The sequence below is a fragment of the Streptomyces sp. NPDC088810 genome (assembly GCF_044750305.1).
Lineage (GTDB): Bacteria > Actinomycetota > Actinomycetes > Streptomycetales > Streptomycetaceae > Streptomyces.
In genome coordinates this window covers 39031-51196 of record NZ_JBIVJQ010000006.1, presented here as the reverse complement: position 1 = coordinate 51196, position 12166 = coordinate 39031, and the positions used below count along the sequence as shown (strand labels likewise).

At 74.4% G+C, this 12166-nt stretch carries 11 protein-coding genes; 6 read left to right on the top strand and 5 right to left on the bottom strand.

Annotation, left to right across the window (positions count from 1 at the left end; translation table 11 throughout):
• Positions 1–604 precede the first annotated feature (604 nt).
• The 5 genes from ACIP4Y_RS20645 (at position 605) to ACIP4Y_RS20625 (ending at position 5696) form a co-directional block, all read left to right on the top strand.
• Entirely contained in the window at positions 605–1246 is a 642-nt protein-coding gene (locus ACIP4Y_RS20645; protein WP_358641404.1) for a PAS domain-containing protein, read from the top strand.
• Between the two features lie 115 nt (positions 1247–1361).
• Positions 1362–1856 carry an FBP domain-containing protein gene (locus ACIP4Y_RS20640; protein WP_401395343.1) on the top strand — a complete coding sequence of 165 codons (495 nt, stop codon included), beginning with the start codon at positions 1362–1364 and terminating at the stop codon, positions 1854–1856.
• A 79-nt stretch (positions 1857–1935) separates the two neighbouring features.
• The gene (locus tag ACIP4Y_RS20635; protein ID WP_358641408.1) at positions 1936–3189 is read left to right on the top strand and encodes an aromatic acid exporter family protein; all 1254 of its coding nucleotides are present in this window, start codon (positions 1936–1938) and stop codon (positions 3187–3189) included.
• A 46-nt stretch (positions 3190–3235) separates the two neighbouring features.
• Entirely contained in the window at positions 3236–4351 is a 1116-nt protein-coding gene (locus ACIP4Y_RS20630; RefSeq protein ID WP_358641410.1) for a hypothetical protein, read from the top strand.
• A 109-nt stretch (positions 4352–4460) separates the two neighbouring features.
• Positions 4461–5696 (top strand): lactonase family protein, encoded by a 1236-nt coding sequence (locus ACIP4Y_RS20625; RefSeq protein ID WP_401395340.1) that lies wholly within the window; start codon positions 4461–4463, stop codon positions 5694–5696.
• Here the strand turns inward: ACIP4Y_RS20625 and ACIP4Y_RS20620 are convergent.
• On the bottom strand, positions 5664–6389 hold the full coding sequence (locus ACIP4Y_RS20620) for a DUF2470 domain-containing protein (protein WP_401395337.1): 726 nt from the start codon (positions 6387–6389) through the stop codon (positions 5664–5666). The genes ACIP4Y_RS20625 and ACIP4Y_RS20620 overlap by 33 nt on opposite strands.
• An 80-nt stretch (positions 6390–6469) precedes the next feature.
• A complete protein-coding gene (locus ACIP4Y_RS20615) occupies positions 6470–7087 on the bottom strand; it encodes a TetR/AcrR family transcriptional regulator (RefSeq protein WP_358641416.1) in 618 nt (205 codons plus the stop codon).
• Positions 7088–7208: 121 nt separating this feature from the next.
• Here ACIP4Y_RS20615 and ACIP4Y_RS20610 point away from each other — a divergent pair, with 121 nt between their 5' ends.
• Positions 7209–8774: a cytochrome P450 gene (locus ACIP4Y_RS20610; protein WP_401395334.1), complete on the top strand. Its 1566-nt coding sequence runs from the start codon at positions 7209–7211 to the stop codon at positions 8772–8774.
• Here the strand turns inward: ACIP4Y_RS20610 and ACIP4Y_RS20605 are convergent.
• The 3 genes from ACIP4Y_RS20605 to ACIP4Y_RS20595 all read right to left on the bottom strand — a co-directional run bounded on the left by ACIP4Y_RS20605 (position 8736) and on the right by ACIP4Y_RS20595 (position 12131).
• Entirely contained in the window at positions 8736–9587 is an 852-nt protein-coding gene (locus tag ACIP4Y_RS20605; protein ID WP_401395331.1) for a pentapeptide repeat-containing protein, read from the bottom strand. The two genes, ACIP4Y_RS20610 and ACIP4Y_RS20605, sit on opposite strands and share 39 nt — an antisense overlap.
• Before the next feature lie 99 nt (positions 9588–9686).
• A complete protein-coding gene (locus ACIP4Y_RS20600; RefSeq protein WP_401395328.1) occupies positions 9687–10988 on the bottom strand; it encodes an alpha/beta fold hydrolase in 1302 nt (433 codons plus the stop codon).
• A 111-nt stretch (positions 10989–11099) separates the two neighbouring features.
• Positions 11100–12131, bottom strand: coding sequence for a LacI family DNA-binding transcriptional regulator (locus ACIP4Y_RS20595; RefSeq protein ID WP_401395325.1), 1032 nt, complete (start codon positions 12129–12131; stop codon positions 11100–11102).
• Positions 12132–12166: the final 35 nt, after the last annotated feature.

Below are 12166 nucleotides of genomic sequence, written 5' to 3'. Positions count from 1 at the left end.
GGTCCAGAGGTGCCGAACCGCCCGCACCGGCCCTACCGCCGGCGGGTCCGTCGCGGACTTCTGCGCGGAACCGCACCGTCTCGTGCGAGCGTGCGGGGTGTCGCGCACGGAGATCGGCGCCGGGTGCCCGACTGGAACAGGGTCCGGCTGATCGTCGCCCTCTGCGCGGAACGGCGCCGGGCCGGGACGGCGCTGCCCTCGGGGGTTCCCCTGAACACGCGGCGCGCTGCTGCGGGCGGCGCGTGTGGTGACGACGGCCTGCATCCAGCAGGCGGACACGGGCACGGGAGTGGGCCCGCCCGTCCAGCACCACGTGGCGGGACGCCCGGATGCCGCCGGCCTTCTGGACGCGCTCCTCGACGGACTCGACCTCCCGGCGGTCGCGGCCCGCCACCCCTCCGCGCTCATCGCGTTGCGCCGCTCCGCCCCCCGGCGAGGGCTCCGGCCTGTTCCGCCCGTCCGATCCGCCCCCGCTGCGCGCGGCACCGCCGCCCGGCGCCCACGCGGGGGTGGCAGGCCGACGGCACTGGCTCCCGCTCCGCCGACTTGCCGCTGACCTGCACTTCCTCTTGGATGGCGGTCGGCCGGCGGACCGGGAGGTGCCATGGAAGCGGAACGGGCCGACGCGGTGGTGTGGCGCAACCGTGCGCTGATGCTGTTCGACCGGGTGTCGGTACCGGTGGCGGTGTGCGACGTGTACGGCCAGGTGGTGCTGGCGAACCCGGCGATGGCAGCGGAGTGCGGTACGACCCCGGGCCGGCTGCGCGGCCGGCCGGTGCTGGAACTGTTCCGGCCGCAGGAGGCCACCCAGGTGGAGCGGATCGCCGAGGCGCTACGGCTGCGGCACCGCTCCCGCTACCAGGTGTCGGTGTGCTGGCGGGCGCCCGGCGGAGCCGAGCGGCACGGGGAGCTGACGGCGGATCCGGTGAGCGACAGCGTGGAGGAGACACCGGCGCTGCTGGTGATGCTGCGGGTGCTGGGCGAGCGCCCGGCACCGGAGCCCGAGCCGGTGCGGACCACCGAGGTGGAGCGGCGGGTGCTGGCCCTGCTGGCCGGCGGCGCCACCACCGCCCGCGCCGCCCGCGAACTCGGCCTCACCAGGGACGGCGTCACCTATCACCTGCGCCGCCTGTCGGCCCGCTGGAACGCCACGAACCGCACCGAACTGGTGGCCCGCGCCTACGCCCTGGGCGTGCTGGCCCCGGGCGTATGGCCCCCGGAACCGGGGCCCCCGGGGGAGGAGTAGTCGACAGGGGGCCGCACCGAAAACCATTGGTCCGCTCGCCTCTGGCTAACTAGGTTAGATATGAGCCTAGAGGGTCTAGGTTCACCGGCACGGCCGGACCAGGAAGGACTCCCCCATGAGACCGCTCACCGAGCAGGACATCCGCACCTCCTTCATCAACTGCTCCAAGGGCGAGGCCAAGCGGGTGGCGGTCCCGCGTGATCTCGGGGAACGCCCGTGGGAGGATCTGGACTTCCTCGGCTGGCGCGATCCCGGTGCCCCGGACCGCAGCTATCTGGTCACCGAGCGGGACGGGCGGCTCGTCGGTGTCACCCTGCGCTTCCCGGCCTCCCGGCACGGCTTCCTGCACCGCAGCATGTGCTCGGTGTGCCTGACCACGCACCGGGGCGGCGGGGTCTCGCTGATGGCCGCGCGCAAGGCGGGCCCGGCCGGCCGGGAGGGCAACTCGGTCGGGCTGTACATGTGCACGGACCTGGCGTGTTCGCTGTACGTGCGCGGCAGGAAGACCCCGGCGTCCGGCGCCCGGTTCGAGGAGAGCCTGACCCTGGACGAGCAGATCGCCCGCACCAGGAGCAACCTGGACGCCTTCCTCGACAAGCTCTCTGCATAAGCAGCTGGCCTGAAGCAGTCGGAAACAGTCCGCAAACAGCCACGTTCGACGCCCGCGAGGAACGGGAACAGGCCAAGGGATGCGCGACGTACGAGAGTGGACCACGGGACTGCTGCGTCTGGCGAAACGCCGCCGGGAGCCGGTGGTCGTCCAGACCCTGCGGTCGGCGACGGCCGCGACGATTGCCTACGTGATCGCGCTCCGGCTGAGTCCGGAGCCCGCCCCCCTCACCGCGCCGCTGACCGCGCTGCTGGTCGTCCAGGTGACCTTCTACGCCACCCTCACCAACGGCATCCGCCGGGTGAACTCGGTGGTCGCAGGTGTCCTGGTCGCCATCGCGTTCAGCGTGCTGGTGGGCCTGACCTGGTGGAGCCTCGCGCTGCTGATCGTGGCCGCGTTGGCCGTGGGGCACCTGGTGAGAGTCGACGAATACGTGGCCGAGGTGGCGATCAGCGCCATGCTGGTGCTCGGGGTCACCACGGTCGGCTTCACCGCGTGGGCGCGGATCGTGGAGACGCTGATCGGCGCGGTCGTCGGCACCGGCTGCAACCTGCTGCTGCCACCCCCGGTGTGGGTGGACGAGGCGGGCCGGTCGATCGAGGACCTGGCGCGGCGGGTGCGCCAGCTGATGCTGCGGATGGGCGAGGAGGCCGCGGGCCGCACCCCCTGGCAACGGGCGGCCGAGCGGCTGCACGAGGCGCGCCGGCTGGACCACGACATCGTGCAGGTGGACGCGGCGCTGCGGCAGGCCGAGGACAGCCTGCGGCTCAATCCCCGGGTGAAGGAGGGGCTGCTGCACCGGGTGGTGCTGCGCACCGGCTTGGACACCATGGAGATCTGCACGGTGGTGTTGCGGGTGCTGGCCCGCTCGTTCACGGACCTCGCCAAGGCCCGCGGGTCCGAGGAGCTGTTCCCGCCCCGGGTGGGGGCGACGGTGGAGCAGCTGCTGTCGGAGATCGCCGACGCCATCGTGAGCTTCGCCGTGCTGGTGACCACCCATCTGAGCGAGAACGCCGAGTCGGCGGAGGAGCGGCTGAGTGCCGAACTGCGCACGGCGGCCGGCACCCGGGACCGGCTGGCCGAGCTGCTCCAGGAGGAGATCCGCAAGGACTGGGCGCACTGGCAGCTGCTCGGGGCCGTCCTGACCGAGACGACCCGCATCATCGACGAGCTGAACACCGAGCACCGCGCCCGGCGCCTGCTGGAGGAGCTGGACCGGGTCTCGCGCGGGCAGCGGACCAAGCTGCCCCGGTTGGCGTGGCTGCGCGACCGCCTCGGCGTGCAGGAGGAGCTGTGGCGGAACCGCGCGGGGTTCGGTGAGCGTTCTCGGTGAAGGAGTCGTCGGGGCGGGCCGGCGCGGGAGGCGAGGGAGCGGGCGGATGACGGGTGGCGGGGTCCGGATCGACGGGAACACGCTGCGGCTGCCCGGCGGGGTGGCGGTGCGGTTCGTGCGCACACTGCGGCTGCCGGAGAGCGGCACGCATCCGCTGCCGCCGGGCCTGGGCGAGTTCCCGGTCCGGCGGGTGGCGGACCACGCCGACCGGGTGCCGGAGCCGATGCGGGCGCGCGGCGGTGTCATGCTGCCGGTGTACCTGCGCGAGGCGATGTGGCTGAGTTTCGCGGGTACGACGGAGCCGGCCGCGCTCCAGGTCGGCGTGGGCAAGGTGTGCGCGGTGTCCGGCGAGCCGTGGCGGGGCCGGCTGTCCCGGCGTCCGCAGAACTACGTGGTGCTGCCCCGCCAGCCCTGGCTGGACGGCATCAACTCCGGCAAGGGCACGGTCCGCCAGTTCGTGGCCGTACCGCTGGGGCTGGGCGCGACCGTGGAGGGGCAGGTCACCGGCGAGGAGGTGTGGGGCGGGGTCCAGCTCCAGTCGTTCCCGCTGAAGGAGGACGCCCTCGCCGAGTGGCGGCGCCAGGAGCAGGAGCGGGAACGGGCGCTGCGCCCGGGCCCGGCCGGCCCGCCCGGCGGCCACGGTGCGACCGGCAGCTACGGCCCGGCCGGCGGCTTCGGCGCCGCCCTGCCCATGGCGGCGCCGGCCCCGGGGGGACCAGCGCCGGCCGCCGCGTCCTTCGGCGCTCCCCCGCCCCCGGCCGCCGCTGCCCCGCGGCGCGCCGCTGCCATGGGACTGGGCGTCGGCGGCTCGATGCGGCAGGAGGTCTACCGGGACGACCGGCCGCTCGGCGACTGGTCCGAGGAGCCGGCCGGGCGGGTGTTCGTGCACCTGGTCACGCCCCCGGAGTGGCGCCGGATCACCGGCGAGGCGCCCCCGCCGTCGCCGGTCGACCGGGCGGCGTACACCCGCGCGGGCCTGCCCTGGTACGACTACTACGACGCGGACGCCGAGGATCTCGCCCCCACGGACGCCCTGGAAGGGGTCAGGCCGGTCGGCGAGTGGCTCGGGGACGACCTGGACCCGTGGCAGGCGCCGTCCGCCGGCCAGGTGGCACCGCTGAAGGACGCCCCGGGCAAGCCGGTCGAGGACGGGGAGTGGTGACCACCGCCGTTGCGCGTGGCGCAACGCCCGTTGCCGGACTTGCCCTTGCCGGTGGGTGCAGGCCAAGGTGGCTGTCACCAGGGGGGCGACCGACGACCTGAGGTGCGGCATGGACACGGAGGCACGGACGGCGGAAGAGGGATCCTCCCCGCCCCGGCGGGACCGCGAGAGCGGGGGCTGGACCAGACGCCGGTTCGTCGGGGCCGTGGCCGGCACGGCGGCCGTCGTGGCGGTGCCGTCCCCGGCCGCCCCGCCGGCGGACACCGAGGCCACGCGGAGCGCGCCGGGCGCGGCCCCGCCGCCGCGGGAACCGTCCGGACCGCGCCCGCTGTACGTGGGCACGTACACCTCCGTCGACGGCGGCGGCACCGGCATCGGCCTGGCGTCGTACGACCCGGAGTCCGGCCGGATCACCGGGTCGGGCACGCTCACCGGGGTCCCCGAGCCGTCGTACCTCGCCGTGCACCCGGACGGCCGCACGCTGTACGCGGTGGACGAGCGGCAGGACGGCGGGGTGACGGCGGTCCGCCTCGCGGACCGGCGGGTCCTCGGCACCCGGAGCACCGGCGGCGCCGGGCCCTGCCATCTGTCGGTGCATCCGACCGGGCGCTGGCTGCTGAGCGCCAACTACGGTGCGGGCAGTGTCGCCGTGCACCCGATCGACGCCTCGGGCGCCCTGGGCGAGCGCACCGACCTGGTCACGCACACCTCTCCCCCGCCCGGTCCCGGCCAACAGGGCCCGCACGCCCACCAGGTCCTCACCAGTCCCGACGGTGGGCACGTCCTCGCCGTGGACCTCGGTACCGACACCGTCTACACCTACCGCCTCGACCCGGCCGGGGGCACGCTGACCGAAGCGGCCCGGGCGCGGACCCGGCCCGGCGCGGGCCCGCGCCACCTGACCTTCCATCCGGGCGGCCGGTACGCCTATCTGGCGAACGAGGTGGACGACACCGTGGCCGTGTGCGCGTACGACCCGCGCTCCGGCCGGCTGCGCGTGGGCGAACCTCAGCCGACGGGGTCGGACGGCGGCACCAACTATCCGGCGCAGATCCTGGTGACGGCGAACGGCCGCTACGCCTTCCTCGCCAACCGGGGCCACAACAGCCTCGCCCGGTACGCCGTCGAGGCCGACGGGGCCCGGCTGCGGCTGCTCGGCACGGTGCCGGTGGGCGGGGACTTCCCGCGGCAGATCGCGTTCTCGCCGGACGGCCGGCTGCTGTTCGCGGCGAACCAGCGCTCCGGCACGGTCACCGTCTTCCGTGTCGACCCGGAGCGCGGTGAACTCCGCCCGGCGGGCGAGCCGTTCGCGTCACCCGTCGCCGTCTGCGCGCTGCCGCTGTAGCGCGCGGGGGCAGCCGGCGGCACCGGCCTGCGCCAGCAGGGCGTGCATCCGCTCGGTGAGCTGGGCGACGTCGTCGGCGGGGGCGTGGAAGGGCAGCCGTACGTCGCCCTGGGCGCGGGTGCGTTCGATGCGCAGGGTCAGTCCGTGCCGGTCGACGGCGAGCGGCGCCACCCGGGTCGCGGCGTGCAGGCTCTCGGGCCGCACCAGGCGGGTGAGCCGCTCGACGGCGTCCGGGTGGACGTCGGCGAGGTGGGTGAGCAGCCGGGCCTCGGCGCCGGCGAGCGGGTCGGGGCGGGCGGCGGTGAACTCGTCCGGGTCGACCACCACGGCCCCGGCGGACCGGCGCAGCACCACGCGGGTGGGGTGGAACAGGAGGGCACCCCCGGACGGCGCGAACCAGCCGGAGAGGAAGAGCCGGGCACGGATGCGGTGGCGCACCGGTACGGGCGCCACGTCGGCGAACTCCAGCAGGGCGGAGGGCTGTTGGCGCGGGGCGCACAGGACCGCTCCGAACAGGGCGCTGTCGTCGGGCACCGCCAGCCGTACCGCGCCGTCCTCGGTGACGGTGTGCGCGCCGGCGTACTCCTCGCGCGCGCCGTCCGCGGTCACCGCGCACGACCAGGCGGCGGCCAGCACCGAGCGTGCCCGTTCCGCCGCGCCGGGGGCGGCCGTCCAGTCCTGCGTGTCACCCATCCGAGCCCTCCTTAGGTAAGCCTTGCCTAACCTATCGGAGATCGAGGCGCACGCCAACCAGACCGCACCGACGGCCGGGGTCATCCGGAGTGCGCGAGGACGCCCAGCAAGGCGCGGGCGCACAGATCGCGCACCTGTTCCCGGCTGAACTCGCCCTCCCCGCGCAGCCACTCGAGGCAGACGGCGGTGGTGAAGGCGAGCCAGCCGCGCACCGCGAGGCGCACCTGGGGAGCGGTCTCGACGACGGGCCCGAACTCGGGGTCGGCGGCGAGCGCGGCCAGGATCTGCTTCTCCTGGGCGGCCAGGGCCCGCTGGTAGACCCGGCGCACGGCCTGGTCGCCTGCCGCGTCGGCGCGGTGGAAGGCGCGGAAGCCGTGGGCGTGGGCCTCGACGCAGCCGAGGTAGGTGTCGAGGCCGGCGGTGAGCTGCTCGCGCACCGGCACCCCGGGCACCGCCGCCGTCATGCGCAGCATGCGCGCGCTCTCCCGCTCCACGACGGCGGCGAAGAACTCCCGCTTGGTCGGGAAGTAGTGGTACAGCAGGCCGCGCGAGACCCCGGCGATCTCGGCGACCTGCTCGATCCACACGTCGTCGTAGGGGCTCTCCGAGAACAGCTTCGCGCCGACCGACAGCAGCTGCTCACGGCGTTCCGCGGTGCTGAGTCTGCGCCGGGCGCGTTCCCCCTGGTTCGCGGGCATGCCGTCACTTTACTTGACGTCGGTTCACCAACGGGACGACACTGGAACGCGTTATTGAACCCACGTACAACACGCGCGCGTCACTGCTTCAACCATCCGCTGGATCAAGGGAGATCGCGTCATGGCGGAGACGACGGGGGCCACGGGGACCGGGTTGCCGAAGGGTTTCCGGAGCGCCGAGCAGGGCTGGCCCGGGTTGCACCGCATACCGCATCCGCCGCACCGGCTGCCGCTGCTCGGCGATGTGCTCGGCGCCGACCGGAGGCGTCCGCTGCAGGACTCGATGCGCTTCGCGCGCGAGCTGGGCCCGATATTCCGGCGCCGGGCCTTCGGCAAGGAGTTCGTGTTCGTGTGGGGGGCCGGGCTGGTCGCCGACCTCGCCGACGAGTCCCGGTTCGCCAAGCACGTCGGACTCGGCGTCGCCAATCTGCGGCCGGTGGCCGGCGACGGCCTGTTCACCGCCTACAACCACGAGCCCAACTGGCAGCTGGCGCACGACGTCCTGGCGCCCGGGTTCAGCCGGGAGGCCATGGAGGGCTACCACGGCATGATGCTCGCGGTCGCCGGACGGCTGACCGACCACTGGGACCGCGAGCTGGCGGCCGGGCGCACGGTGGACGTGCCGGGCGACATGACCCGGCTGACCCTGGAGACGATCGCCCGGACCGGCTTCGGGCACGACTTCGGCTCCTTCGAGCGGGCCCGCCCGCACCCCTTCGTCACGGCGATGGTCGGCACCCTCACCTACGCCCAGCGGTTGAACAGCGTGCCCGGCCCGCTCGCCCCGCTGCTGCTCCGTGCCGCCGCCCGGCGCAACGCGGCCGACATGGCGTACCTCGACCGCACCGTCGACGGCCTGGTCGCAGCCCGGCGCCGGTCCGGTGGCGGCGAGGGGGACCTGCTGGACCGGATGCTGGCGACCGCGCACCCGGAGACCGGGGAGAAGCTGTCCGCGGAGAACGTCCGCAAGCAGGTGATCACGTTCCTGGTGGCGGGCCACGAGACCACCTCGGGCGCCCTCTCCTTCGCCCTGCACTACCTCGCCCGGCACCCCGAGATCGCCGCCCGGGCCCGCGCCGAGGTCGACCGGGTCTGGGGCGACACCCCGCGGCCCGGCTACGACCGGATCGCCAAGCTGCGCTACGTCCGCCGGGTGCTGGACGAGTCGCTGCGGCTGTGGCCGACGGCGCCCGCCTTCGCCCGTGAGGCCCGGCAGGACACGGTCCTCGCCGGGGAGCACCCGATGCGCCGGGGCGCGTGGGCCCTGGTGCTGACGCCGATGCTGCACCGCGAGCCGGAGGTGTGGGGCGAGGACGCCGACCGGTTCGACCCGGACCGCTTCACCGCGGCGGCCGTACGGGGCCGGCCGCCGCACACCTTCAAGCCGTTCGGCACCGGCGCCCGGGCCTGCATCGGCCGCCAGTTCGCCCTGCACGAGGCGACCCTGGTCCTCGGCCTGCTGCTGCGCCGCTACGAGCTGCACGCAGACCCCGGCTACCGGCTCACCGTCTCCGAACGCCTGACGCTGATGCCGGAGGGGCTGCGGCTCCGGCTGGAGCGGCGCCGGCAGCGCCCCGAAGGGGCGCGGGAAACTGCGCTGCCAGCCACGACGACCCCGCAGACGGCCGACGACACCTCACGGCACCCTTCAGCCGCCCGCTGTCCAGTGCACAGGGCGACTGACTGACGCCGGCAGACGAGTCCCCCCGCTGCCCCGGGCCGCGTTGACCTGCGGCTGGGTGAGGAAGAACGCGCCGGTGAGATCCGCGTCGGTGAGGTCGGCGTCACGCAGGTCGGCACCGATCAGGTCCGCGTCGCGCAGGTCGGCACCGGTGAGGTCGGCGGCGATGAGATATGCGCCGCGCAGGCTCGCCCCCCGCAGGTCGGCGCCCCGGAGCCGGGCCCCGATGAGGTCCGCGCCCCGCCGGTCCTTGCCCTTGCCCCTGCCCTTCCCCTTGCCGCCGGCGCCGGCGCGGGCCAGCTCGCTGGTGCGCAGCAGGAGCACGTTGACCTCCTGCCGGTGCGCGGCCACGTCCAGCTCGGCCAGCTCCTCGGGGGTCTGCCGGGTGAGCCGCTCGGTCTTCTCCAGCGCCTGCCGCAGCTCGGGGTGGACGGGCCGGGCGGCGGGCAGCCCGAGTGCCTCGGTCAGGTACCACAGCAGCTCGTGCAGCTGCCGGACGACCGGGAACACGTCGAACATCCGGCGCGCGTGCTCCTTCGGTGCGGTACGCCAGTCCTGTCCGCCGAAGGTGACCTGCGAGACCTTCTGGCCGGCGCCGAAGCAGTCGTAGACCGTGCAGCCGGTGAAGCCCTTCGTCCGCAGGTCGGCGTGGATACCGCAGCGGTGGTCGTCCTGGAGGTTGGGGCAGGGCTTGCCCGCGGGCTTATCCAGCGCGAAGTCGGCGGAGCGGGCGAAGGGCAGGGCGGCGCAGCACAGCCCGAAGCACCGCGCGCAGTCGCCGCGCAGGTCGGGGGCGGGGTCGGCTATCTGATCCGGCATGGGGTCCAGCCTAGTGACCTGCCGACGTGCCCTCGGCGGCGGCTGCGGCTGCGTCGTGGCTTGTCGCGCCGTTCCCCGCGCCCCTGTCGCCCGGCGCCGTCACACCTCGTCGCGCACCAGTGCCAGCAGCCGGTCCAGGACGCGGGGCGCGCCCGCGCGCAGGCCGTCGTGCTCGTACTCGTTGGTGACCCAGGGGCGCAGGCCGCGGATCGCGGCGGCCGTCTCCAGGGAGTGGGCGGTGTCGACGTACATGTCGTCGTGGTAGACGGCCGCGGCGACCGGGACCTCGTTGGCGGCGAGACGTGCCGGGTCGTAGAGCGGGCGCCAGTCGGTGCGGGCGGCGAGCAGTTCGGCCGTCTCGCGCAGGGGGCGCAGGGCCGGGTCGGTGTCGAACATCCAGGGGTGGACGGTCTCGCCGGTGAAGAGCACCGGGCCGTCTCCGGTGAGCGCCTTGGCCGCGTCGAACTGCGGGAACTCGGCGCGGACGCGTTCGGCGGCCCACGCGGTGGGGCGGGCGTCCTGGCCGTAGATCGCCTCGTGGACGAGGGCGTAGAGGGGGTGACCGGCGTACGACAGCAGGGCCTGGGCCTGCTCCTGGAAGGCGTCGGACAGCTCCGGGCCGGCCGGTGTGCGGACGAAGGCGTCCTCCAGCAGGTGGTGCAGCCGGTGGCTGCCGTCGCTCGTGCCGAGCATCAGGCCGAGGGACTGGAAGGCCTCGACGGTGAAGCGGTAGCCGTTCGGGAGGACCACGTCGTGGGTGAGGAGGTGGTCGGCGATCCGGCGGGCCCGTTCCACGTCCTGCGGGTAGCGGGCGTAGTGCGCGCTGACCTTGCGTTCGATGCGCGGGTAGGCGGCCCGGTAGACGTCGTCGGCGCGGGCGTGCAGGGAGGGCAGGCCGCCGGTGACGATCGCGGTGTCGATGCCCTCGGGGGCGAGGGAGAGGTACGACACCGTGCAGAAGCCGCCGAAGCTCTGGCCGAGCACGGTCCACGGGGCGCCGCCGGTGACCTGGGGGCGGATGGCCTCGCAGTCGCGGACGATGGAGTCGGCGCGGAAGCAGGTGAGGTAGTCGGCCTGCGCGGCCGGGCCGCCGCGCAGCGGCAGGGTCTGCCGGGTGGCGGGCGTGGAGCGGCCGGTGCCGCGCTGGTCGAGCAGCAGGACGCGGTACTCCTTCAGGGCCCGGTCGAGCCAGGCCTGCCGTCCGACGAAACGATTCGCCCCGAAGCCGGGACCGCCCTGCAGATACACCAGCCAGGGCAGGTCCTGCCCGGCCTTGTCGCTCGCCACCGCCTCACGGGCGTACAGCTCGATGGTCTCGCCGCCCGGGTCGGCGTGGTCGAGGGGCACGGTGAAGTGGCGGTCGGTGAGGACGACGCCGGGCTGACGGTAGCTGAGGCTCAACGGGTCTCCTGGGACGGACGGTCTGGGCGTGTCCCAGTTGAGCACATCAGCGGGCGCGCGCCGAGCCCCGGGATCATGGATTGTCACTGAACTTCCGGTCAGTACGGTCCTTCACCGCGCGGCGAGACTGGAGCGGCGCACCACCAGCTCCGGCTGGAGGACCACCCGCCGGTGCTCGTGCGTCCGCTTCCGCTCGCCCTCGTGCTGCTCGGTCTCCTCCAGCAGCAGTTCGGCGGCGAGGGCACCCATCGTGACGGCGGGCTGCCGTACCGAGGTGAGGGGTACGGCGGCCGCTGCGGCGAACTCGATGTCGTCGTAGCCGACGATCGCGAGGTCGTCCGGGACGGTGACACCCGCCGCGTACATGGCCTGGAGGACGCCGAGGGCGAGCAGGTCGTTGGCGCAGAAGACGGCGGTGGGCCGGTCGGCGAGGCCGAGCAGCCGGGCGCCCGCGTCCCGGCCGGCGGCCACGTCGAGCCGTTCGGTGGGCAGTTCGCGCAGGGCGTCGGGGCCGAGGCCGGCCTCGGCGAGGGCGTTCAGCGCGCCGGTGCGGCGGTCGCGGACCTGGTTGAGTGAGGGCGGCCCGCTGACGTAGGCGATCGAGCGGTGCCCGGCGTCCACCAGGTGCCGGACCGCGAGCGCGCCGCCCGCCACGTCGTCGACGCTCACCGAACATTCGGTGGTGCCCTCGGCGACCCGGTCGACCAGCACGAACGGGATGCCGTGCCGACGGAAGGCCTCGATGTTGCGGCCGGTGGCGTCGGCCGGGGTGAGCAGCACGCCCCGCACCCGCTGCTCGGCGAAGAGCGAGAGGTACTCCGCCTCCTCGCCCGCGTTCTGCGCGCTGTTGCACACCATCACGCCGAGGCCCGCCGCCCGGGCCGCCCGCTCGGCGCCGCGCGCTACGTCCACGAAGAACGGGTTGCCCATGTCGAGCACGAGCAGCCCCATGATCCGGCTGCGGCCGGCCCGCAGCTGGCGCGCCGACTCGCTGCGGACGTAGCCGAGCCGGTCGATCGCGGACAGCACCCGGGCACGGGTCTCGTCGGCGACGGTGTCCGGGCGGTTGATGACGTTGGACACGGTGCCCACCGACACTCCGGCGGCGCGGGCGACGTCCTTGATACCCACCGACTGGGCCATCGGGCTTCAGACCTCCAGGGACGGGATGCGGCGGG